The following is a 22,962-nucleotide window of genomic DNA, read 5'->3' on the forward strand; positions in this document are numbered from 1 at the left end:
TCGATTCGCAAATGACCGGAATCGCAGACGCCTGCTCGTTCGTACCCGTGTTTGGCGGCTTGCCATGATTGGCGCGCGCAACGTGCCGTTAGAAGAACCAACTTACGCTGGTAAAGCCTGCATGTGCCCGATTACGAACCGTGAAACGGGGCAGTCTAGATGCGATGGAGATGACCTTCCCTGAAGCAATCTCAAAGCCTCGCGATCGCTCGACAGTCATCGGACAAAAGGAACCCGATCCACTTGAGAAATCACAGTTTTCCGGGCTTCAGGCAAAACAAAAGGCACCCCGGATCGGAGCGCCTGATGTTACGCAATAAGCATCTCCGCCGATCGGCGGAACGCCCGAATTGCTTAGAAGCGGGTGTTGGTTACCGCACCGTCGCGGAAGCTCGTACCGCTGCCGCCGGTGAGGTTACGTACCGAGCCGAAAACAGTCAGCTTCGGAGCCTCATACTTCACTTTTTCAGTCACTTTGGTCATTGCAAAATCCTGTCCTGTTGCACCGCAGAGGCAGGGTTAATCCCCCTTACGTAAAATTACTGATACAAAAATGCTGCGGATGCGTAAAGGCCCCAAATCTCCCAAGCCCAATAATCTCCCTCCGGCGCACTGAAATCGACGTTCAGAATCGTCTCGAGCCCTCCGAGATCACACATTTCAGAGAGTTGCTCAGCGGCGTTGGCGCGCACGTATTGCGCGAACTGCTGGTCAATTCCGGTGTTAGTGAAGTTAGCCTTATTAGTCCGCCACACCACCTCGTCGGGAAGGATCCCAGCCATGGCCTTGCGGTGAATGACCTTGGTTAGCGCCCCTCTCAATTTGATGTCGATCGGAGTGCGCAGCGAAAACTCGATGAAGGCTCGGCTCATCATGGGGTGACGCGATTCGACGCCGATCAAAGACCGCTGGCGACGCATCAGCTGGTGCGACAGATCGCTAAATGGCGAAGTCGCGGTATTATGCTTCGTCCAATCGACAGCGTTGTGGGGCAACTCGGCCTCATATCGCTCCTCGGCATCGGCCAAGGCCTCGCGCAGCTCAGGCGAAAGCCAGTTCATCGCGGAGTCTTTTGCTCTACGCGATGCGCGCAAGCGGCGCCTTATTCGGTCCCTCAACCATCGAGGCGCCAATTCCGCACTTGTGAAACGCATTGATCGCTTTAGGGCGCGCTCCCAACCAAACGCGTCGGCGTCGCGGCGCAAAGCTTGCCAGTACTTTACCCAATCACCTCTGGCGGCATATTCGGAATAATAGAGCTCGTTGCCCTGCAACCACTCATCCCCGCCGCCGCCATTGATGAGAACGCGCGCGCCATCTGCGACAGCACGTTCTTCAAGCCCCCACATCATCGCGCCGTTGGATGGCGTCGGTATGTCCATGTGCCGAGCACCATCGGCGGTGTACCACTCGATATCGGGATCGAACAAAGGCACTTCGACGAGTTCGCGCCCCACATGTGCGGCGACGGCCCTCGCATAAGGCAGTTCAAATGCATTGCCGCCTTCTTCAGCAGCAAGCGAATAGGCAGCGATGCCGGGCGCGAGGGTTTGGCCCGAAGTTTCAAGTCGATGAGCGATCGCGAACAGAGCAGATGAATCGAGCCCTCCGCTAACGGCAACGCCCACCTCGCGATTCGACCGCAAGACGCGACGAACGCAATCGAACAGCATCTCGCGATAATGTTCCACGTAATCTTCGTCGCGCTTGTAACGGATCGTCACCTCGGTTGGCGGCGTCCAGTACCTCTGCGCCGTGATATTTGATCCATCGAAACGCAATGTATGAGCCCGTACGATCCGCTTGATCTCAGCCCACGGTGTCGCATCGCGCAGATACCAGCGATTGGCCATGATCTGCGCGAGATAAAGGCGGTCCGGTGTCATTGCCGGCAACCCGAGCAATTCGCCAAGCGCGGCGAGCGTTGCAAAATCGGAAGCCACGATAAGTCGCCCTGCTTCGCAACGGTAGTAAAGCGGAACTGTCCCCATATGGTCGCGGGCCGCAAACAGATGCCCTCGACCCAAGTCTGCGACGATCATCGCAAACTCGCCGTGCATCCTGTTCGCGCACTCATCACCCCATGCCTCGTATGCGCGCAGGGCGATCTCGACCTCCGATCGACCCGAGAATTTTACTCCTCTCGCTTCGAGGTCCAAGATCAATTCGTCCGGGTTAAGCAGATAGCCATCGAAAACAGCAGAGAGCTTGCCGCTGTCGCAAACAAATGGCTGGGCCTGCGTCGCTGATTCACCGGTCGTGTGCCTGGTCGCGGACGCTAATGCTATGCGTCCGCCTCGCCACGCACCGCTCTCGTCATGCGGAATGCGCGACAGCGAGCGGCCGAGCACAGCAAGCTGATCGGCCTGCACGTCCTCGTCTGAAAAGATCCCACCGATCGCCGACACAGCCTTGCGCTCTCACCTCTTATCGCCCTGGATACCGCAGCGCTTTTGCCGCAGTGCTTGGCAGGGCCAGCAAGCCTGTGCCAAGAGGAGCGCGGACATAGGCACTTCATGGAAACCGCGCAATCATCACCGGTCCCGGCCAAGGGGCAAAAGCCATCTTTGACCGATATCGTCTGGCTCGCGAGCTATTCGGCACGCGGACTGAGCGAATTGGTGCGAGCGCGGCTCATTTTCCAGAAGCTCAAGGCGAGTGACATTCCGGTGAGAAACCACGTGGTGGGCAAGGTCGGAAGCCAAATCGCCGATCAAAGCCGCGAGGAGCATTCCGCAACGCTCGCTCGAATCCGGTACGTGATCCCGCGCCTGTCCGACCGCCTGCCTTGGCGCAGCGACTGCCTGATCCAGGCAATTGCAGCTCAGAACTGGTTGGCAGCGTTAGGCGCTCAAAGCGAAATCCAGATAGGCGTCGAGAAACCAGAGGACGGTCAATTCGGCGCTCACGCATGGCTTGTTTCAGGCGGCGAAATCGTGACCGGGGGGGATATCGCGCAATACGATGTTATCCTGTCCGAGTCGCGCCTCAGCAGCGACTCGGGAACCAAAAGCTGATTATTAGTGTTGACCGATTAACCATGCCACTTGACCCGCAAGCCGGTTTCCTACCTTTGAGAAGGGCACATTTACCCTTTTTTCCTAGAAGGTGTTGTCAATCGTGCTGCACTGCACTAGTGGTAAATACGTAATGGATTCCCAAGGGGGGTTAACTTCGATGAAAAAGACGATTTCTCGCGTGATGGTATCGGCTGCTGCTGCTGGCTTGGTGTTCGCACCGATCGCTGCTCAGGCTAACACCCGCGCTGCTGACAACGCTCCGGTCTATTCGGCTGAGCCTGCTTCCCAGCCGGGCCTCGCTCGCGAAGCTGAAGGCGAAAACGCACGCGGCGGAACCAGCGTTGTTCTCCTGCTTCTCGCTGCTGCTGCTGCGGTTGCGGGCATTGTTGCGGTTGTCGACAATGACGACGACGGTCAGTCGCCCGGCACCTGAGCCTTCAGGAGCCTGACCAACTCTTGTTGGTTTTGACTAAGAATGAGCGCGCGGAGTTTTCCGGGCGCTTTTTCTTTGTCTGGATTGCGTGCAAGCATTCGTGCGGCATTTGCCAGTGATCGGGCGGGACCCATTGACGATGACGAATCAAACAATCGCTGAGCGAAAGCTCTTCTGGGCGGGCCTCGCGATCCTTGTCGCGGCATTTGCGTTCGGCGGCGGCGGATCGAAATACGGCTCGGCGAACTTGATTGTTCAGCTGGTCGCGCTGGTGGCGCTGTCGTTTCATCGCGCTGCGTTCTTCGAATTCTGGAGGTCGGCGCCGCTCGCGCTCAAAGCGCTTATCGGACTGACATTCCTCCTGCCGATCCTTCACATCGTGCCGCTGCCACCGTCAGTGTGGAATGCCTTCCCGGGTCGCCTGCTGATGGTGCAGGCGCTCGAACTGGTGGATGCGAACGATTGGGCAACGCTAAGCGTTGATCCGATCCGCACTCTTCTGGCCCTGAGCGCAGTTATCGCGCCGCTTGCTCTCCTCACGATTGGATGGAGTGCCCCCCGAGACAGGCTCATCACCCTTGGCTGGTGCGCAGTCGCAATTGGGCTCGTCAACTTTGGGCTCGGCATTCCTCAGGTTCTTTCGAACAGCGACGTCGGTGTCTTGTATCCGGAAAATCCGATGCCGGGCGTGCTGTTCGGCACCTTTGCGAACCGAAACTCTACCGGCGTTTTTCTCGTCGGTGCGCTTGCTCTGGCCGCGTTGCTGCCTATGCCAGCGCGGTTCCAGCAGCTCGGCGTGTGGGCGCGTCCGGCGATTTGCCTTCTTCTCCTGCTCGCCATTCTTCTGACACGTTCGCGCACCGCCATCGTTCTGGCAGCGATCCCGATGGGCCTTGTGGCGATGAGATTCCTGTTCGCGAGGCTCGGATCGACCGCCTCGGTCAGGGCAGGCTGGTTGGCAATCGTGCCGGTGGTGCTCGTTATTGGTGCTCTCGGCACGCTTGCGATCACGTCTCCCGGACGCGTTGCAGAAGTGGTCGACAGATTCGAAGGGTCGGGAACCGATGCGCGCGCTTTTATCTGGGAAGACGCCGCATACTCCGCAGAAAGGTACTTTCCGGTCGGCTCTGGCATGGGCACCTTCGACGACGTTTTCCAGATCGACGAATCGCTCGAAAACATGACCCTGCGACGGGCGGGCCGGGCGCATAACGACTATCTCGAAATCGCAATCGAGGCCGGCTTGCCTGGCCTGATCCTCACCGCCGCCTGGCTTGGCCTCCTTGCGTGGCTGGCATGGCGGGCACGCAAGGCGCACGATCGATGGATCGCCTGGAGTGGAGGCGCATTTCTGCTTGCAGCAGCGCTTCAGTCGATAACCGACTATCCATTGCGCAACCAATCGCTCCTCGTATTCGGCGCGTTTGCGCTGGTGCTTTTGGTCCGGTTCGGGACCGATGAAGCGGAACGATCAGGCAGGACGGAGAAGCGGCCATGATCGCAGGGACCATCTGGCGCATCGCACTGCTCGCTGTCGCAATGCTTGCAATTGGCCTTCAGCTCGACCGGCAAACCCGGCGTACTCCCGAACTGTCGCCAAGTGTGCCCGAACTGATGAGATCTTCGGCACAAACAGGCGTAGCTGCTTTCGCGGTTGCGGGTGACGATCCAGAATATGGGCTTCAGGAAGCGGAGAGGCTGATCAGACGTCGCCCCCTGCCAGCCGAGCACCTGCGGATCCTGGCTCAGGCCCAGTTTGATGCAGGACTGCTAAGCGAAAGCACTCTCACCATCCAATATGCCGCGCAACGTGGTTGGCGCGAACCGTTGGCTCAGGAAACCATGCTTCGACTTGCCCTTCAGGCTGGAGACGAAGCTGAGGCAGCGCGACGATTTGTTGCCCTGTTCGTGCGCCGCGACACCGCGGACGGCTTGCTGCAAGAGCTCGGCTCTCAGGTGCTCGCAGAACCCGGCGGCGTAGGCCGCCAGACTTTCGTCAGCATTCTGAGCGGTGCAGAACGCTGGCACAGCCAGTTTTTCACGCGGGGTGTAAGAGTGCTTTCATCCGAAGCCTTCTCCGAGATTTTGATCGATGCGATGGAAGGCGGCACGGAGTTCGAGTGTTCGGACCTGCGCTCGGCGGTTGAACGCCTCGCACCGCGAGACGTCGCCGCAGCTGAGCGGGTCGAGGGCGCGATTGATCGTCGGTGCTAGCGACAGAGTTTATGGTCAGGCGAGACTTGGACGGAAGGCTCCGACAATGAGAATGGTTGCACTATCGATTTCGGCAATTGCTGCGATGAGTTTGTCAGCCTGTGGCTCGGCAGAACCCGAAGGCCCGGAAGAACAGATCATTGTGCGCGATCGCGGAGCGCCCGACGTACTCGCCGCCGACACAGGCTCGCCCATGCAAACAGGCATGATCGCTGCCGGAAAGACAGTATTCGAAGCCAATTGCGCGATTTGCCACACGGTCGACGCAGGCACGACTTCAGGCATCGGGCCAGGTCTGAACGGCGTGGTCGGGCGATCCGCCGCATCGCTTGACGATTTTGCCTATTCGAGCGCCATGCAGGCTTCCGGCATCACTTGGACGACGAGCGAGATCGATGCCTATATCGCCAATCCGACTGCCAAACTCCCCGGAACCAGCATGGCCGGCGTCATGGTGACCGATGCGCAGGATCGCAGCGCAATCACAGCTTATCTTGAGAGCCTCGGCTCCGACTGATCAGACCGCCTGAACAAGATCAAACGATCGAGAAGCCTGCATCGCTGATTGGCAGCGTGCGGATCCGCTCGCCGGTCAGGTCGAAAACAGCGTTGCAAACCGCAGCGGCAAGTGGCGGCAGAGCGGGTTCACCGATGCCTGTCGGCGCAAAATCGCTCGCGAGAAACTCGACATCGACTTCAGGAGCCATCGGCATGCGAGCAAGCGGGAAACGGTCATAGTTCGCCTGCTGCGCAGCGCCTCCCTTAAAGGTGACCTTCTGCGCTGCCATGGTTCCGATCGCCTCGATTATCGAGCCCTGAACCTGAGCCTCGGCCCCGCTTAGGTTGATGACCGGACCGATATCGGCCACCGCCCAGACCTTGTCGATTTTCACTGCCTTGCGATCATCCACGCTGACCTCGGCTATCTCGGCTACATGCCCGGCGTGGCTGAAGAAGAAGGACAATCCGAGCGCGCGCCCGTCTTCGCGATCGCTTCCCCATCCTGCGTTTTGCGCCACACGCCCTATGACATTTCGCGCTCTTCCGGTGTGAAGGGCATAGGGGTTGTCCTCTTCGGTCCAGCGAGGTTCTCCCATCATGTCGAGCAGGAATGCGAGATGATCCCGTCCCGCAGCCAGCGCGACTTCGTGCAGGAAACTCTGCTCTGCAAAGCCATATGTATTGGAGATTGGAGCACGCTGGTAACCGGTTGGCGTGCTGGCACGGACCATCGGGTTCCTGATCGCGTAATTGGCCGTGTTTGCGGTGATGAAATGCGCATCGGGCGCGCCTGCGCCCGTGCTTGGCTCGCGTCCGTCTTGCGACATTGAGGCGTGCGTGATCTCAAACGCATCGAGCGCGCCGTCCTCGCTCAGTCCTGCCTTAAAATTCACCCACATGGCGGGGCGGAAGTAATCGAACGCCATGTCGTCCTCGCGCGTCCAGACAAGCTTGACCGGCCGACCGGCCTTGCGCGCAATGGCAACTGCCTCGCGGACGTAATCGTTCTCGAGCCGCCGTCCAAAGCCGCCTCCACCGCGGACCTGATGGAGCTTGATTTTCCCTGCCTTAAGCGCGGCTGCCACCGCTTCGCTCGCATCTCCCTCGGCAGACGCCATGCCCATCAGGCGCGCGATCCCTGTCAGTGCAGCCGTCGGTGTCTGTGTCGGCGCCCAGACTTCCACCTTGTCGCCGTCAACCTTGGCGACGCAATTCTCGGGCTCCAGTTGGCCATGAGCGCAAATCTGTGCCGAGTAATAACCCTCGATCCGCTGGTCTGCATTTGTCAGAGCCAACTCGACATTGCCCGCGCTGGCGGTCGTCAATCCCTTGCCCGCCTTTGCGGCCCGTTCGCCATCGGCTGCCAAGTCATCGCTGTCATCACGAGAGGCACGGCTTACGTCCCACTCGACATTGAGCGCACGACGCGCCTTGATGGCGGCCCATGTGTTCTCAGCGATGATTGCAACGCCTGAGGAAAATGCGTTGGAGCCTGCATCGTAACTCGGCAGATCGCGTGTCCCCTCCAGCAAGAAGGCGTCGCTTATGCCAGGCATCGCCTTGATCTCATCGAGGTTGGCTGAAACCGGCCGCCCACCAATCCTCGGCGACTTTACGTAGACGGCGTAAGCCATATCCGGGATGACCGTGTCGATCCCAAAGGTCGGCTTTCCTGTCACGATAGCGCGATTGTCGACGCTGGTGACGCGCTTGCCGAAAAGCGGACTGGCGCTCGCCTCGGAAAGCTCGAGCGCGTCTTCTGCTGGCGGATCGAGCTTGCCAGCCGCGTCGGCGAGATCAGCGAACGCGATGCGCTCGCCAGATGGCCCGTGAACGACCTGTGAGTTCTCGACCGTGAACTCGTTTGCGGGAGCGTCCATCCTCTCTGCCGCGGCCGAGACCAGCATCTGGCGCGCCATCGCGCCCATCTTTCGCAGTTCTTCATAGCGCATGCTCACTGAAAGCGAGCCGCCGGCAAACTGGCTGCCAAAGATGGCGGGGTCGACCGCTGCGCTCTTGACCTTGACCTCGTCCCAGTTCGCGCCGAGCTCTGAGGCAACGATCATCGGCAGGGCTGTGCGCGCGCCCTGCCCTACGTCCGGGTTCGGGGCAGAGATGACGACTTTTCCGTTCGATTGAATGTGAACGTAATCGGTGACCTTGCTTGTGGTGAATTCGCCTTCGTTCTCGACAAATCCATCCCCCGTATCGCCGCCCATCATACCGCAGGCGGCAAGCCCAACGGCAAGGCCCGTCACGCCAGACAGCATAACAAAGCGCCGTCTGGTTACCGCGAGCGAACCACCCTCACCTTCATTGGCCACCATCGCTGCCGACCCCATAAGGCCAGCCGCATCGATAGAAGTTCCAAACAAAGCCATAGCTCAAGCTCCTCTCGCGAGGCTGCCGCCCGCTTTCGGAAGCATCGCCTCGCCCGAAGCCACGCTCTTGATCGCGCCTTTGATCCGCACATAAGTTCCGCAGCGGCAATAGTTGCCCGCCATTGCGGCGTCGATTTCCTCGTCGGTGGGGTTGGCGTTTTCATCAAGGAGCGCAGCTGCACTCATGAGCTGGCCAGCCTGACAATAGCCGCACTGGGGGACGTCGTAATCGATCCAGGCTTGTTGAAGCGCGCTCAGCGTACCGTCCTGCTCTGCCAATCCTTCAATGGTAGTGATCGACTGCCCTTCGAGCGACCCGATCGGCAATTGGCAGGATCGCTGCGGATACCCATCGACATGAACAGTGCAAGCTCCGCATTGAGCAATCCCGCACCCGAACTTCGTCCCAACGAGACCCGCAACGTCCCTCAGCGCCCACAGAAGCGGCATGTCGGGATCAACCTCTCCAAGCTCGGTTTGCTGACCATTGATCTCGAGCTTCATCACACCCACTCCTCGTCTCTCATCCCGCACAATGCTCGCAGGTTGCCGCTTGAATAGCCACAAGGTCTCGACAAACCACTCAGCCACTTGGCCGGACCGTTCTCGATTCGCTCACGGATAGCGTGTGATTTGGGGAAGAGTGGTGCCAGAAGAGGCATCACATTCGGCCTCTTTTTCCGTTTATTTTCCAATGCTTATGCAGTTCGGAAAATCACGAAGCCCGCACAAAGGCCCGATTTGGCTTTTAAGCTATTGGTTCGATGCCTTTCTGAGGACTCGAAGCTCAAATTCGCGCTTTCTGCTAGGGCCTTCGATTTGCCACCATAACGAAGATATCGGGCGGTTTCCATGAATGCCCTTGGCCGCATCGAGATCTGAGCCGACCTGGCCTGATTTATCCCGCAAATCCGGAAAATCGGAAAATGTGGGATAAATCGCCTCGCTTCAGAGCGATGGAGGACGGAAGCCGCGCATTAAGCGACGAAACCAACTGAAGGAAACTGATGAGCCTGAGCTTCACCCGCCGCGAGTTCTACGACCTCGTCTGGTCGAAACCCATGACCCATGTCGCCAAGGAACTCGGTGTCTCCGATGTTGCGCTCCACAAGGTTTGCCGCAAGCACGCCATACCCAACCCTCCGCTTGGCTGGTGGGCCAAGAAGGCTGCGGGAAAGGCCGTTGAGCAGATTCCTTTGCACGAGATTGAGACCAATCGGCCCGACGCGATCTTCATCCGCAATGCGCCCGCAGCAGACTGGAAGACCCAGGCGATCGAGGTTGCCGAGGGGAAGGCGAAATCTGCGCTGCAAGCATCCATAGCAATGCCCAAACGCGGCAGCGTCATCGTGCGGAATACGCTGGCTGCCTTGCGACGCGGCAAGGCGGGTGAGCATGGGCTTATCTGCATTCGAGAGGCCGGGCTGATCCCATGCAGCATAGCGAAGCATTCGATAGGCCGCGTCGCCGAATTCCTGCCCAGACTAGAGGTGGCGGCAGAGGTCCAAGGGTTCACACTCACAGCGGACGATCAGCCCAGTCGCTTCTCAGACGGGTCGCAGACGGTCCAATTCGAGATCTCGGAGGGGTACAACAGGGAGAAGCACGAACTCACCCGCAAAGAGAAGGCTGAGCGGGCCGCCTGGGAGAAGCGGAGTGAGAGGCGTGGTTGGCGCTATGCGCATGGCGACCCTCACCCCATCTTCGCCGACTGGGACTACAACCCGACTGGCCGACTTTCGATCTCCTTCGAGCCCGTCTGGTCCTATCGCCAGCCCACACCGCGCCGCTCGTTCAACGATGGAAAGCGCCAGCGTGTTGAAGGCCTGGTGGACAAGATTGCGATCGGGATCGCGGTCGTTGCCGCTGCGAAAGCCGAGCGGAAACGCAAGGATGATGAGCAGGCGAGGCTATACGAAGAGCAACGCCAGCGCCGGGAGATGAAAGCAAGATTCGAGTACATCGAGGAGCGCCGGTCCGATGAACTTGCCATTATTCTCGAAACCCAGTCACGCCTCGAGAAACTGGAAACGCTGCTGGCGTTGACGAACAACGATCCGGGAGAGGGCATCGATAGCCGTGTCCAAGAGTTCGGACATTGGTTGCGGTGTCAGATCAACGAAACCCGGGCGCTGCTGACCCCATCAGGCCTCGAAGAACGCTTCTCGGAACTGAACCTGTTTGGTCCCGAAGATGATCGGGATTTCAGGCCGACAAGCCTGTAGGTCCCACTCTCCTATCTGCAGCGTTCCGTTAGCCAGCGGTCGATCTCCTGCTCTACCCAGGCAACGGAATGTCCACCGAGCTTAATCGCCTTTGGGAACTTACCCTCGCCCATCCAGCGGTAAATTGTGGACCTTCCCAAACCGGTGCGATGGATGACTTCCTTCAGCCGAATAACGCGCCCGATTCTCTGGTTGGAGGTCAGATCATCGTCGCCCTCGGCGAAGAATGGCATGGCCAATTGCCTCGCGTCATTCGCCATGTTCACCTCCCTCTGGACGGGGAGCGACAAGGCCAAGACGGATTAGTCGACGATGATATGCTGCGATCGTTCGCTCACGCAGATCAGCCTCAGGATGGTATGTGAGTAGCGCATCCAGAGCGACCCCAATGAAGATGTTCTGGCGCACCGGATCGGTGGCAGGTGTGCGGCTGTCAGCTCCCGTTTTGCGCAACCATTCGTCATGGATGCGGTCGCCAACCACAACGCTAATGCTGACCTCGCGCTCACGCGCGTAGGCCATTTTCCAGTTATCGACCTGTCCGGTAACGCAGGTCTGTAGGCAGTGACTTCTCTTCATAATTCCAAGTTCCATGTTTGCAGGAACCTGGCCCACCCTTCGAAAGGCAAGTGCCACTCTAGGCCGGGGGTGGGGTTGTAGGAAAACGAAAAGATTTTGTTCTTTGTCAGTCCCTTGAGGCGAACTGGACCAGTTCGGCACACGCATAGAAACGCCGTGCCGCAACTAGTCCAGAAGTTGCCAACGCTGATTTCTCGCATAAATCCATATGGTTATAAGGCGGCACCGCTGCGTACGGTGTGCCTGTCAAGTTCCAATGTGCGCGGATAGTACCAGTCTCATTGGCTGATCGATCTAGGGATGCATTTGCCTTTGGAAAATTTGGAGCGTGAGCAGCCAGTCCGGCTGCGCAAGCTCTCCCATCGGGGGGAAAATAGCTGTCTCAACCAGACAAGAACTGCACCCCCGATGAGGCAGTGGCCAAGGAGCGCGTGCGAAGGAAGGAACCGGCTCTTGTCGGTTCCGCAGCTTCGCGCCGCTCCGACCCGCTGCCGGTTGGGAGTGCATGCGGGGCCCAGAACTAAAACGTCGCACCCTCAGGAGCGCAACCGCAGGTTGCGCGGGACAGAGGGCGTCCCCAGCCCCGCTCCATTTTTCCCCTGGTTTGATAGCGAGAAGGGGCGCTGTCCGGTCTGGACAGCGCCCCTTTGATGGGGATCGATGAAGTCGGAGGTCAGTCGATCTCGGGAGCGTCGGTGTTGTCGTTCTCGTCGCTCGACCCGTTACCGCGGGAGAGGAAGTCGATCTTATCGGCGAGGATCTCGGTGCCGTAGCGCATGACCCCGTCCTTGTCCTCCCACTGGGTGTAGTGGATGCGGCCCTGGACGCTGACCAGCTGGCCTTTGGAGCAGTATTGGCCGACGGTCTTGGCGAGGCCGTTGAAGCAGGTCACCCGGTGGAACTCGCTTTCCTTGGCGGTGTAGCCGTTCTCATCCTTGTAGGTCTTGCCGTCCTTGTCGCGTGCGGGGCGATCGGTGACGACGGTGATGCCGGTGACATTGGTGCCGCCCTTGGTCTCGCGGGTTTCGGGATCGCGGGCGATGCGGCCGTTGAGGATTGCGATATTGGTCATGATAGTAGTCCTTCAGTTCCTCAAACCGGAGACCATCTCCGGCTTGCGAACATCCAGAAGAAGCAGGGCATGGGAGGACTGCACCGAAGGCCTGAAGGGCCGAAGGGAAACCTGTTCATGACGGGTGGTGCGGGCAGGCAGCGCAGCTGCCAACACGGCCGGGAAGGAACGGGTTGCCGTCCTCAGCTGACCTGATTCAGGACTGTTCGCGAAGAAAGCCGGATGGGTATCGGGTGCGGGTCTGAAGGTGCCAAGACCCAGCCACAATCAGCCTTCGTCATCGCCTTCCGAGGTTGTCAGTCCACCAGTGAAACGCGGTGTGCTGGCTCCCTCAATTGGAACACGACACGGCGTGCAATGAAAAGTGAAGGTATGGCTTCCGTTCAGAGACCTTTCACAGCGAAATAGCTCTCTCCCACACCTGAAACCGCAGCCGATGAGCGCAAAAGCTCGCTAACCTGCGCAGCGGGTGCCAAACGAAAATCATGCCGCGGCGGACTACCGGTGATGCGCCAATATCCAAAACCTTGGTCGAGCAGCACGAGAACCTTCTGACCATCGGCGTATTCAAGCTCGAGCTTGCGGCCATGGTCGGAATTTTCCGTGACCTGAAGATCGACATCGAGGCCAAACTTTTCGCCCAAAAGCTCGGCAACTTCCGCACGGTCATCTTCATATTCCCAGTCATGGAAGATCCTATGGGGTGGCCGATCCTTCTTCAGTGGCTGGACCAAGATATCGACTTCGACTGGGCTATCCGCCTTCAGCTGAGCGGACAGAGCTTCGCACGTCCGCAGAAAGAGAAGCATGGGAAGAGGCGCATTGAGATAGCGGTCGGTGTAGGTGATCCGCGCAAGACTGCCAGGTTTCCAAACACCAGCCGCTTCCATCTGCTGCTTCAGTTTGGACCCAAAGCGTGTGCCAAATTGGCCAACCGGACATTGCCCGAAACCTTGCATCAGCTCGACCTGATCACCAGCCGCAACCTGTCGCTCCAGATCATCCGGGTTGATTGGGTTGTAGGCGGTGGGGCCGCTGAGAGTGCCGGCAACGACTGCATACGTCTCACCGAGGCCCCATCGCTCCCCCGGCTGCGCCGCGTTCGCATCGCGTGAGAAGAACCCTGTGGTACGATCAGTCGAGATCAATTCGGCAAGGCGTTTGCTCACGAAGGGTGCGTCTTCTCCTTTGCCCAGGGCCAAAGAGAATTCGAAACGCACCGAGGCATCGCGCAAAAAGCGCCGTTCGACCTCTTCGAGCTTATCAAAGGAAGTCGGATCAAGCACGAGCGTCACCGGAACGCCGCGCGCTGAGGCGGCAGAAAAAAACGTGCGTATTTTGGTCGAAGTCAGCTCTGCCAGATCGAACACGGGAGGCAACAATACGGAAATGCGGTCTCCGGTTCGCGCTCTCAAAAGAAGTGTGTTTGCCGCGTCATTGATTGCCCTGGCATCGGGGACCGCACGATCTTCCTGCGGCAGTTCAGCATTTGTCTCGAGAAATGCCTGAACCGCGAGGAGAGCAGACCGCCGGTCGAGACGCCCCTGCTGCTTGTAGAGATCGGCAGCAAGGACGCAGGCCGAACACCCCATCTCGCACTCCTTGGGGCAATCGAGGACACGGGCCGCCCGTTCGAAGACATGATAGATGTCATCGAGAAGTCTCGGAGCGTATCCGGCACCTCCAGATGCCTCATCGAAGATGTAGACCGACGGCACTCTACGACCGAGCTTGCCGTCTCGAGCTGCCACGGAAAGTCCAAGCTCGCGCGGCTCGATGCCAAGCCAGCGCGCAAGACTCTCGCGCACGGCTGCGCCAAGCGCCCAGGCCGCGCCGTCACTTTCCAGCCCAGGCAATTGCAGCTCCACCACGTCGGTTAGAACTTCATGGCCCAGCGCTAGAGCGCTCGTGATCGCATAACCTTCGTCATTGCCCGGGCAGCGATCTATTGCCTTTCGGTCCCTCGGCATGAGCGGCCGATGGTCTTTAAGAGCATCGGTCCCGGCATCCCCGGCCCGTCCACACTCCAGGCAAATCTCGTAGCCCTTGTCATTGGGTCCGCGAGAGTGATGGTAGATGTAACCTTCATGCGAAGCCCGGATCCGACCGGTTTCAGGCTGCAGCATAGGTTGCCACAGGGCATCACCGACACTGACCTTCGGGAACTTGGGTTCGATGTAGACAGCCTGATCGGTGTCGGCATGCGGCTGAGCGCTCCAGTCGACCCGGAACCCAGCCGGTTCAAGAAACTGCTCAATGGTAATGCTTCGTTCGCCGCAATGGGCACAATGGTCTGGCATCTGGTGATCGCTCCCCGCCCCACCACAATGGTCGCACCACCAGGCCCAACGAAGGTTCTGCGGCTCACGTTGGCCACTGTCGATCGGGCTAAGCCAGTTGAGGGTGACCCCGGTCGATTTCCAAACCAGTCCGTCAACCACGACCTCTGCCCCCGGGGCATATTCCCGAATGGCGATATCGGCGTTGCGCGTCGGGCATTCATAGCGCCGATCACGCGCGCCTTCCTCTTCCGAACGATTGCGCTCCTGCGCCTTCTGCGTCTCGGCACAGAGGGTATCAAACGGTACAACTGATGTCGGAAAACCGCTTCCAGGGATAAGCGAGCGATTGGCGAGCTCCTTCAAGAGGAACTCCTTGCACAATCGCCGTGCCTGAAACTCGATCGCCTTCCTTGCCGACCCATCGAGCGCGTCCGAGTCTTCTTTCAAGCGCTGCCATGTACGACGGAAATTCGCAGCTTCCTGCCCAAACATCTCCGCCGTATGCCCCCGGATCTCGGTGTCGTATTCGAGACCAGTTCCCCTGAGGAGCCGCAGCAGACCTTCTTCGGTTGCGGATGCCGTTGTTGGTAGATCGAGCCATTCGCAAAAGGCGTCCACGGGAGCGAGACCCTCGAAAGGACGAAGGTCAGCGCGACAGCCGAAGAAATCCCCGGTCTTGGTCCGGGCAAATTCTCCCTCAACCTCGCGAAACCATTGGGCGAGAAGATAGGCGTTCGCGTGACGTTGCGCGATCCGATCTGAATCAAGCGATACGCGCGGCGATGCGAGTTTGCGGCGCAAATAGCCCGCAGGATCGGCAAACGTTTCAAGATCGAGAGGTGTATTGCGGGCAATTGTGAGACTTGTCGAAAAGCCCTGTCCGCGGCGCCCAGCGCGACCGGCCCGCTGATTGTAGTTGGCGATCGAGGGTGGAACGTTGGTCATCAGCACTGCTTCGATCGAACCGATGTCGACACCCATTTCCATGGTGGTCGAGCAGGCAAGTAGGTTGATATCGCCTTCCTTGAACTGTTCCTCGAACTCCCGGAGTCGGTGCGGGGGCTGCTGGGCACTGTGTTCCTCGGCCCGCAGATAAGGCGTGGCGAGCGCGGCCTGATCGTGTAGATCGGTCCAAAGGTGCAACTGTCGAAGGGCTTGGACTTGCTTGTCCTCAACCAGCCAACCTCTGATCTCCTTATTATCGGCTAACGAGAGTGGTCGCGTGCGTGGGACATTAGAAAACTCAACCGGCAAGACCGCTTTGCCGTCGATCTTGCTTCCAGACCCAACAAGATTGGGTGACCTGCCAAATACAAGTCGCGGTAGAACGCGACGCGTTAGGGGGCACTGCCAAGCTAGGTCGACCGCCTCGATCTCGGCCTTCTGCTCGAGCCGCAGGGTGAATGTACCGCCGACGCCAGCAAGCACGGGCGTTAGCTGTTCCCAAGCAGTTCGAAGTAGCTGATTGATCTCGTGTCTATGACGCGGCTCACCGATATCCAGCTTCAACGCTGTCGCGAGGAGCAGGACTGCTGCGGGCTGCGTGCCCTTGGTATTGACCGAAGGCCAGCTGATATCCCGCTTCGATCCAGGAGGTTGATCGGGCCCTATTACGTTGCGAGCGCGTGCCCTACCTGGCATCCAGCGGGCGTCGCCATCATCGACGTCGATTGCGAAATAGCTCCGCAGATAGTCGACCATGAAATACAGAAAATCGCGCCAATCTTCGATCAAATAGCCGTTCTGGTCGACAAGCTCGGGTAGCTTTTCCGGACCGATCCGCTCGATATCCGGGAACCGGAGCCGTGCAAGACCAAGCGTCTCCATCGCGTTGGCATTGCGCGGACGACGGGCGAGTTCGCGCAAGAGCATGAAGCGGCCCAGCGCTTCCCGGTTATCGTGAAAACGTTCGCTGCGATCGAGGTCCCAGACCTTGGCCATCATGCCAATGGCCGGCTCAGACGCGAGCGATGACACGAGGCCCTTCCAGAGTATTCCGGTTGCCGCGCCACCCGCGAGCTCCGCGTCAATCTTGGCGATATCATCCTTGAACGCAGGCATGTCTGCCACGAGGTTCGCTAGAGCAGCCTTCTTTTTGAGCAGCACTTCCCTGCGCTCATCGGTCAGGTCGCTACCCTGGGCAGCCTTCTGGACAGCATGATAGATGAAGCCGCGGACAAAGCCCCGCTCTCCGTTGGTTTCAATATTGGCGGCAAAGCGAGCTGTTCCTTGCCTGCTGTCCGAAAAGCTGATCAGCTGACGGCCATCGAACGGCAGGGCGTGCTCCGCTTGATGTGGCGACACACCCTCAAGGAGGATCGGTGCCGCATTCTGTGTGAGGAATGGTGTGCCAAAGCGAAAGGGAAAGACGACCGGTCGCCCGCGCCGCTTGTTCCCGAGACAGGCCGGGCAACGCCCCTCATCCAGCTGGGTCAGATGAAAATGCCCCGCCTCGCCAGTAAATTCGCCGCTGGATACATCGAAAGCGGTCGCGGTCGCTTCGGATTTCGGGTTGATGGCAATCAGCCGTGGATGGCCGATCCCCTCATGCTCATCTTCTTGATCGTCATCATCATGATCGCGATCACGATAGCTATCTTCGCGAAACTCATCTGCATCATGATCACTTCGCCGCGGTACGATCCTGTCGCCCATGTCATCGGCCGGGAGGAAGGGCTCGCCACAATCGAGGCAGTTCTGAATTTCGAACACCATCGACTGGCAATGCGGGCATTGGTCCCGATGGTCGAAGAGCACAGCGCCAAATGGCCAATCCTTGGGCCGCATCTCACCCGGGCAATCGACATTGATGCAGGTCCAGAGCCCGGCAACTGCCCGCGTGAAGCTGTGCGCTCGCATCGGCAGGACAGGCTTCGCTTCGCTTGCATTATGGGCCGACAGATCGAGCAAAATCCTTTCGGCGTCCGGCGAGAGTGCTTTAAGCGAGGCCAGGGTCTGAGGCTCGCCTTCCAGCCTCTCGGCAACCGACGAAGCTGCCGGATCATCGGACGCTGTCAGGACCTTCGAGAGGTCGACCGGCTGAGGCTTTCCCACAACGACATGCGCCCGCTCAAGCGGAACGCCAGCAATGTCGGCAAGGAATCTCTGAAGGTCTTCGCGGGCCTTCTCGTCGTCAGCAGAGCCGATGGTGGCCGACGTCGCAACGAACCGGACTTGATCGGGCGTCACATCGAACGCGTTCATTACCCGGCGAAGCAGGAGCGAGAGCTCCGCCGCTGCCGAACCTATGTAACTGTGCGCTTCGTCGATAACTATCCAGCGCAGCTTGCCTTTTGATGCGTCGAGGATCGGACGATCCTCGCGCCGGATCGTCATGTATTCGAGCATCGTCTGGTTGGTAACGAGGATCGGTGGTGGGTTGGCTCGGAGGGTTTCCCGGTAAAGAACCTGATGCGGTATCTCGTGCTCGGCCTTGTCGCGATTGGACTTCCGCGCCGTTCCCATCAATCCGTTGTAGAGGGCAAAGCGGACATCGCCGCGAAGCGGCTTGGTCCAGGCTGTAAGGCGCTTCTCCTGGCTCGCGATAAGAGCGTTCAGAGGGTAGAGCATTAGGGTCGGGACTCAATTAGCCCACCAGATGATGGCGGCGACGATGAGTATTGCAGAGAGGAAGATGTCTGCGCGCTTGTCGTAGCGGGTGTGGATGCGTCGGAAGTCTTTCAGGCGGCAGAAGAAGCGTTCGATCCCGTTGCGCTGCTTGTAGGCGAGAGCGTCGTATGTGTGCGGGTGTTTGCGGGTCGGGTTGGGCGGGATGACTGGTTCGCAGCCGTGCTCGGCAAGCCAGTCGCGCAGGGACCGCGCGTCATAGGCGCGATCGGCCAGCAGGCGGCGGGGCGCACCGGTGATGGCCAGCAGATCGCGCGCGCCTGTCAGATCATGCGTGTTGCCGGGGGTCAGGACCAGAGCGAGGGGCCGTCCCCGCTCATCGGTCAGGGCGTGAACCTTGGTGGTACGACCGCCGCGCGAGCGCCCGATACAGTGATGGAAGGCCCCCCTTTTGCGCCCGCTGCCGAGCGATGCGCCTTGATGTGCATCGAGTCCACCGAGGCGGTGACCCCGCCGATCACCCCGCTCGATCCGGTCAGAGCATAGAAGATGTCTTGCCACACGCCCTGTCGGCTCCACCGGTTGAAGCGGTTGTAGACCGTCGTGTAGGGACCATACTCAGAAGGGCAATCGCGCCACCGGGCACCCGTCTTGAGCATGTGCATGATCCCCGAGATCACGCGCCGATCATCAACCCGCCGTGCACCGCGCCGACCACGGGGCAGCAAAGGCTCAATCGCCGCCCACGACTGATCGTCCAACCAGTAAAGATGCTTGCTCATCCAAGGCTCCTTCCAACAGCCTTGAATCACCAATCACTCAACAGCACCAGTCCTTATTGAGTACGGACCCTAGAGCCCGAACCCCTGTCAGAGGACCTTGCTCTTCGGACTCCCGGACCAGATCATCTAGCATCGGGACCAGGAAACATTCGGTCTTGCCCGACCCCGTGCCGCTCGAAACCAGAACCGATTGCGGCTCTTGCGTGCTGAGCAGTTCCCACGTCGCCAGCTGGTGCGCGTAGGCGGGGTAATCGAAGCGTAGATCAGTATCCGACGTTTGGGTGATCGCGTCGATTGTGCGCTGATGCAGCAGCGCTTGAAGGTGGTCGGGACTTTTCCCCGACGATACATAGCCGGGAGCAGCCTGAAAAAGCTGTTCGGAAAGGAGGCTACCGTTTGCTGGATCCGTACCGGCAAGAGTCCTCCGGAGAAAAGCATTGAGCCCTTCGTGCCGGATGCCTGCGCGCGAGACGACCGCTTCGGCGAGGCCAGTCTTCAGCCGCTGGTGCACCTCCATCGGCGACAATCGGGATGTAGGGAGGGGTTCACTGGCGGCCATTCTTGAGCTCCGAAAGGGCATAGCCAAAGGCTTTGGCAAAGTAGTCGGGGTGACGTCGTTCGACGTCCTTGACGGTCAGGACTTGCTCCTTCTCGAGAGAAGCACGTCCGGTAGCGGAAAGTGCAGCGGCGAAAGGAGCATCGAAGACCCGCATCAGCGCTTCGACGAAGTTCTCTCTTGGCAGTAGCTCGCTGTAAGCAGGCCGAAAAGGGTTGAAGCCGCCGGCATCCATATTGATGCCCTCGCTTGTATGGCTCGTGAAGTGGTTGCGAAGCTCTTCCCAGCTCAACGGCGAGAAGTCCCGGCAAATGAGTGGCGCAAGCTGCGGCGCACGCGCCGCGATTTCGTTCTGACGTTCCGTGATGTTTGCCAACGCCCACTGAGGGTCATCAAGCCGGCTGACCAGATAATTGCCTTGAGCCTGAAAGGCAGCGTCCCAGGCCTTGATCGGCAGAAGAGACCAGCTTGAGCATAGGCCATCAAACAGCTCGAGGATCGTCGAGAGGTGCTGCTCCTCGCAGCGATAAAGAAGGAGCGGCGCAAGCGGACCGGCAATCTCAAACTTGCTGAAGATTTCGAAGGTCTGCGGTGGCAAGCCATTGAGCGACAGCGCCAAGTCCATGACTGCGCGAATGGTCTGGGTCGCTTCGGGAGACATGGGCTCGGCAGCGAGTTCCTCCGCCAGCCTTACGAGGTCCTCGCGCGCTTGCAAAAGAGGCTGTGCCATTGCTCGGCCGAGCCTGTGTTGCGGAACATCGTGAACCGGATCGCCGTCGATAAACTTTGGCCGCGTGAGAACGCGAGAACCTTCGCGCAGATAGACGAGCCATGGACCGCGCAATCGTGGCAGCTGAATCAATTGCCCTCCGAGGCCGCCAAGCAATCCGTCAAACGGACCGAAATCCACCTCTTTCTCGGGAGCTCCAAGAAAGCGGCCGCCAACGCGGACATCCTCGCCGACAATGGCCGTTTTCGGACGCAGCCCTCGCGAAGGTTCCCACTCAAGAGAATTGCCGAATTCCGTGACGTACCAGTTGTCATTGCTTCCGTTGTGGAAGTCTAGCCGGACCTGGGCATCGATGCCGAGCGGCCGCATCAAGGCGGCAATATCGTTCCGCAGAGCCGACAGGCCCAGTTCGACATCGACCTTCCAACTCGCCTCAAGCGACGCTCCAGCGTGATGGGCAACTTCGCCCATCAGCATCGCATGGCCTGGCGCGCGGGCAACGGTGTCACGAAGATCGGCGAGGCCTAGGACAGAATCGCGCCTGAGAAGTTCGCCATCCCAGGTGGTCAGCCATTCTTTCGATCGCAAAGGTACATTGAGGTCGAAGGTGGAGCCATGTTCGGGGGTAAGGCGCAAGCCGAGCAGCGCGCGACGGGGCGGATCGATCCGCACCCGCCAGCGATGGTCCGCAATAGGCGTTTCATCGCTGAGCACCGCTTCTCCGGTCCAACCTTCCAAATGGATTTCCGCATGAGCCGCATTGATCCGCTGGCTGAGTGCGAATTCAACCGGCAGAACCAGTGCGCTCGTCCGGTCCCGAACATGCTCGGTCGTTCCATCGAGCCAGGCGAACTCGCAGTGTCCAGGGCCCGAGTTGACAAGATCATCGCGCCAAGCGCTCTCCCCTGCGAACCGCCAGCCGACCCGTGAAACCCCGTCTTCGACTTCTGCATGCAGCGGATGTTTGATCAACCGTTCGCCACCGGGTGCCTGCACACCGATCGCCTCTTGGGCCACTATGGTCAGGCGATCCTTACGATCTGCACTCTGCCCCGTCCGCACCAGAAATGCGTCGCCATTGGACTTCTCGGCGATGATCTGGCCAGCACAGCGGTAGAGCGAACGACCAGGTGCAAAGGCAAAGTCCTCGGCTTCGATCTCTGAATTGCCGTCCTTGCCGCGAAGCATCCAATCCTGCGGGACATCGACAAAGACTGGTTCGGCGCGATAACCACCCGACCCCTGACCAATAAGGGAAAACGTGCCTAGCTCCGTGCCTCCGGTCCGCCGCTCGAATATCCGCAGTCCATCCCCAACCGCTTTGCCGCCCGGCAGGACAAAGCTGTGAGCGAGTCTTTCGCCGCGCGCATGGAATTCTGCGGTGACGGAGAGGCCCAAGGGATAATCGATCGCAGCTTCGCTGCGCATAGCGCGCGCGATCCAGCAATTGCCCGATTCAGCCTCAAGGTAAGCCAGCCGACCGGAGACACGGTCCGCCAAGGCACCCGAGGGCTGAAGAAACACCCGGACATATTCACCTGCGGACAGCACACGATCCTTGTCGTCCCAGCGACCGTCAAGATGGAAATCCAGACTTTCGCGCCATTCACCGTCCTGCGAACGCATCAATCGTCCGACCCGGATGCTCCCTGTTCCAGTAAGCTTTCTGGCTTCAAGGAGCGTATCGATGAGGCCCGCAGCAGCCCCGTCGAGCGTCATCGGCAGTTCATCGCGCCAGTCTTCGTAAGCGTGGTCCAACCGGCCCGAATAAGGGCGGCCGTCAACTGGCACTTCCTTGTCGATGAATGCACGAAGCTCGACGATCTCGAGGGCAAGTTCCCCGCAGATTGCGTGCATTTCCGGGCTGCGCCAGATTGAGGGAAGCAAATACTCGTTGCGTTCGCAGATCGAAACAGCGGTAGCGATGTCCTGAATGTCTGCCCCGAGCAGCTCACCGACTGCCCGCTCTAGGAAGCGACGCGGCCAGCTCGCACCGCCAGCGATTGCCGCTGCAGGAAAGCCCCCATGCCGCGCGAGATTGGAGAGACGCTGGTTTCCGTGCGCCGTGATAAGAGGTTCAACGCCCCAGGCATCGAAGCCGCGGTCTGCAAGTGCCCGCCATTCCGATTGTGGGAGCTGGAGCCCCAAAACCGCTTCGATATCGGCCCAGCGCTGCATGCCGCCCTGGTAGGACCGCCGAAACCAGTCTGCCGCCCACATGACGAAAGCTGGAGCTAGAGACTGTCGCAGCAAATCCGACGCGAGATTGGCAGAAAGCTTCGCTTCGATCCGCTGAAAAACTCCCGGTGCGAGCTTGTAGCGGTAAAGCGGGAGGCCAGTCGGGCGAGGTAAACCAAGATCCCCGCAAGTCTTACCCAAAGGATGTGGTCCGCTATCTGCTGCCCTGGCGAGCTGGATCGCTCGGATCATCAAGATACGCGAGCCGCCTCTAGCGTGAATCTCATCGGCAATCTTGCGCAGCCGAACTGGGTCGTTTTGCGCCGCGTCGATTTCAGATTTGAAATCGCGTCCTTCCATCCCCGCACTCACCCCGGCACCTCTCGCAATCATGGATGCCAGACAACACCCTCACTTACCTCAACATCTCTGAACGTTACTT

17 protein-coding genes are annotated in these 22,962 nt (G+C 59.4%); 6 read left to right on the forward strand and 11 right to left on the reverse strand.

Annotated features, from left to right (window positions below; all coding sequences use genetic code 11):
• Window positions 1–354 precede the first annotated feature (354 nt).
• Together CD351_RS00590 and CD351_RS00595 are read right to left on the reverse strand one after the other, a co-directional pair.
• Window positions 355–483: a lasso RiPP family leader peptide-containing protein gene (locus CD351_RS00590; protein ID WP_007165434.1), complete on the reverse strand. Its 129-nt coding sequence runs from the start codon at window positions 481–483 to the stop codon at window positions 355–357.
• A gap of 56 nt (window positions 484–539) precedes the next feature.
• Window positions 540–2,408 (reverse strand): asparagine synthetase B, encoded by a 1,869-nt coding sequence (locus CD351_RS00595; RefSeq protein ID WP_111990830.1) that lies wholly within the window; start codon window positions 2,406–2,408, stop codon window positions 540–542.
• A gap of 108 nt (window positions 2,409–2,516) precedes the next feature.
• Between CD351_RS00595 and CD351_RS00600 the strand changes: the two genes are divergently transcribed.
• The 5 genes from CD351_RS00600 to CD351_RS00620 all read left to right on the forward strand — a co-directional run bounded on the left by CD351_RS00600 (window position 2,517) and on the right by CD351_RS00620 (window position 6,184).
• Window positions 2,517–3,017: a lasso peptide biosynthesis B2 protein gene (locus CD351_RS00600; protein WP_111990831.1), complete on the forward strand. Its 501-nt coding sequence runs from the start codon at window positions 2,517–2,519 to the stop codon at window positions 3,015–3,017.
• A gap of 160 nt (window positions 3,018–3,177) precedes the next feature.
• Window positions 3,178–3,453 carry a hypothetical protein gene (locus tag CD351_RS00605; RefSeq protein ID WP_111990832.1) on the forward strand — a complete coding sequence of 92 codons (276 nt, stop codon included), beginning with the start codon at window positions 3,178–3,180 and terminating at the stop codon, window positions 3,451–3,453.
• Window positions 3,454–3,592: 139 nt separating this feature from the next.
• The gene (locus CD351_RS00610; protein WP_111990833.1) at window positions 3,593–4,951 is read left to right on the forward strand and encodes an O-antigen ligase; all 1,359 of its coding nucleotides are present in this window, start codon (window positions 3,593–3,595) and stop codon (window positions 4,949–4,951) included.
• Window positions 4,948–5,667, forward strand: coding sequence for a hypothetical protein (locus CD351_RS00615; RefSeq protein ID WP_111990834.1), 720 nt, complete (start codon window positions 4,948–4,950; stop codon window positions 5,665–5,667). Before CD351_RS00610 ends, CD351_RS00615 begins: the two co-directional genes overlap by 4 nt.
• Window positions 5,668–5,713: 46 nt before the next feature.
• On the forward strand, window positions 5,714–6,184 hold the full coding sequence (locus CD351_RS00620) for a cytochrome c family protein (RefSeq protein WP_111990835.1): 471 nt from the start codon (window positions 5,714–5,716) through the stop codon (window positions 6,182–6,184).
• A gap of 19 nt (window positions 6,185–6,203) precedes the next feature.
• Here the strand turns inward: CD351_RS00620 and CD351_RS00625 are convergent, their stop codons facing one another.
• Together CD351_RS00625 and CD351_RS00630 are read right to left on the reverse strand one after the other, a co-directional pair.
• Entirely contained in the window at window positions 6,204–8,549 is a 2,346-nt protein-coding gene (locus CD351_RS00625) for a xanthine dehydrogenase family protein molybdopterin-binding subunit (RefSeq protein ID WP_111990836.1), read from the reverse strand.
• 3 nt (window positions 8,550–8,552) lie between these two features.
• On the reverse strand, window positions 8,553–9,056 hold the full coding sequence (locus tag CD351_RS00630; protein ID WP_111993507.1) for a (2Fe-2S)-binding protein: 504 nt from the start codon (window positions 9,054–9,056) through the stop codon (window positions 8,553–8,555).
• Window positions 9,057–9,556: 500 nt separating this feature from the next.
• Here CD351_RS00630 and CD351_RS00635 point away from each other — a divergent pair, with 500 nt between their 5' ends.
• Window positions 9,557–10,774 carry a hypothetical protein gene (locus tag CD351_RS00635; protein ID WP_111990837.1) on the forward strand — a complete coding sequence of 406 codons (1,218 nt, stop codon included), beginning with the start codon at window positions 9,557–9,559 and terminating at the stop codon, window positions 10,772–10,774.
• Between the two features lie 11 nt (window positions 10,775–10,785).
• On the opposite strand, the gene CD351_RS00640 is transcribed toward CD351_RS00635, so the two are convergent.
• From CD351_RS00640 to CD351_RS00670, 7 genes are all read right to left on the reverse strand, one after another.
• A complete protein-coding gene (locus CD351_RS00640; RefSeq protein WP_369880613.1) occupies window positions 10,786–11,034 on the reverse strand; it encodes an AlpA family transcriptional regulator in 249 nt (82 codons plus the stop codon).
• Window positions 11,024–11,353, reverse strand: coding sequence for a hypothetical protein (locus CD351_RS00645; protein WP_234027174.1), 330 nt, complete (start codon window positions 11,351–11,353; stop codon window positions 11,024–11,026). Before CD351_RS00645 ends, CD351_RS00640 begins: the two co-directional genes overlap by 11 nt.
• A gap of 673 nt (window positions 11,354–12,026) precedes the next feature.
• Window positions 12,027–12,425 carry a single-stranded DNA-binding protein gene (locus CD351_RS00650; RefSeq protein ID WP_111990838.1) on the reverse strand — a complete coding sequence of 133 codons (399 nt, stop codon included), beginning with the start codon at window positions 12,423–12,425 and terminating at the stop codon, window positions 12,027–12,029.
• Between the two features lie 383 nt (window positions 12,426–12,808).
• The gene (locus CD351_RS00655; RefSeq protein WP_234027175.1) at window positions 12,809–18,277 is read right to left on the reverse strand and encodes a helicase-related protein; all 5,469 of its coding nucleotides are present in this window, start codon (window positions 18,275–18,277) and stop codon (window positions 12,809–12,811) included.
• Window positions 18,278–18,289: 12 nt separating this feature from the next.
• Window positions 18,290–19,056, reverse strand: a protein-coding gene (locus tag CD351_RS00660) for an IS5 family transposase (protein ID WP_369880616.1) whose coding sequence is annotated in 2 segments (ribosomal slippage) — window positions 18,290–18,721 and window positions 18,724–19,056 — 765 coding nt in all. Because the reading frame shifts where the segments join, the coding sequence is not laid out codon by codon here.
• A 37-nt stretch (window positions 19,057–19,093) separates the two neighbouring features.
• Entirely contained in the window at window positions 19,094–19,615 is a 522-nt protein-coding gene (locus CD351_RS00665; protein WP_234027176.1) for a DEAD/DEAH box helicase, read from the reverse strand.
• A complete protein-coding gene (locus CD351_RS00670) occupies window positions 19,602–22,913 on the reverse strand; it encodes an STY4851/ECs_5259 family protein (protein WP_369880619.1) in 3,312 nt (1,103 codons plus the stop codon). Before CD351_RS00670 ends, CD351_RS00665 begins: the two co-directional genes overlap by 14 nt.
• Window positions 22,914–22,962 lie beyond the last annotated feature (49 nt).

Origin of the sequence: Erythrobacter sp. KY5 (assembly GCF_003264115.1) — a bacterium.
Lineage (GTDB): Bacteria > Pseudomonadota > Alphaproteobacteria > Sphingomonadales > Sphingomonadaceae > Erythrobacter.

What these genes read in the sequence shown, in the direction of transcription:
- CD351_RS00590 (WP_007165434.1), bottom strand. Translation starts at nt 483, where the DNA reads ATGACCAAAGTGACTGAAAAAGTGAAGTATGAGGCTCCGAAGCTGACT.
- CD351_RS00600 (WP_111990831.1), top strand. Translation starts at nt 2,517, where the DNA reads ATGGAAACCGCGCAATCATCACCGGTCCCGGCCAAGGGGCAAAAGCCA.
- CD351_RS00605 (WP_111990832.1), top strand. Translation starts at nt 3,178, where the DNA reads ATGAAAAAGACGATTTCTCGCGTGATGGTATCGGCTGCTGCTGCTGGC.
- CD351_RS00610 (WP_111990833.1), top strand. Translation starts at nt 3,593, where the DNA reads ATGACGAATCAAACAATCGCTGAGCGAAAGCTCTTCTGGGCGGGCCTC.
- CD351_RS00615 (WP_111990834.1), top strand. Translation starts at nt 4,948, where the DNA reads ATGATCGCAGGGACCATCTGGCGCATCGCACTGCTCGCTGTCGCAATG.
- CD351_RS00620 (WP_111990835.1), top strand. Translation starts at nt 5,714, where the DNA reads ATGAGAATGGTTGCACTATCGATTTCGGCAATTGCTGCGATGAGTTTG.
- CD351_RS00625 (WP_111990836.1), bottom strand. Translation starts at nt 8,549, where the DNA reads ATGGCTTTGTTTGGAACTTCTATCGATGCGGCTGGCCTTATGGGGTCG.
- CD351_RS00635 (WP_111990837.1), top strand. Translation starts at nt 9,557, where the DNA reads ATGAGCCTGAGCTTCACCCGCCGCGAGTTCTACGACCTCGTCTGGTCG.
- CD351_RS00640 (WP_369880613.1), bottom strand. Translation starts at nt 11,034, where the DNA reads ATGGCGAATGACGCGAGGCAATTGGCCATGCCATTCTTCGCCGAGGGC.
- CD351_RS00645 (WP_234027174.1), bottom strand. Translation starts at nt 11,353, where the DNA reads ATGAAGAGAAGTCACTGCCTACAGACCTGCGTTACCGGACAGGTCGAT.
- CD351_RS00650 (WP_111990838.1), bottom strand. Translation starts at nt 12,425, where the DNA reads ATGACCAATATCGCAATCCTCAACGGCCGCATCGCCCGCGATCCCGAA.
- CD351_RS00655 (WP_234027175.1), bottom strand. Translation starts at nt 18,277, where the DNA reads ATGCTCTACCCTCTGAACGCTCTTATCGCGAGCCAGGAGAAGCGCCTT.
- CD351_RS00665 (WP_234027176.1), bottom strand. Translation starts at nt 19,615, where the DNA reads ATGGCCGCCAGTGAACCCCTCCCTACATCCCGATTGTCGCCGATGGAG.
- CD351_RS00670 (WP_369880619.1), bottom strand. Translation starts at nt 22,913, where the DNA reads ATGATTGCGAGAGGTGCCGGGGTGAGTGCGGGGATGGAAGGACGCGAT.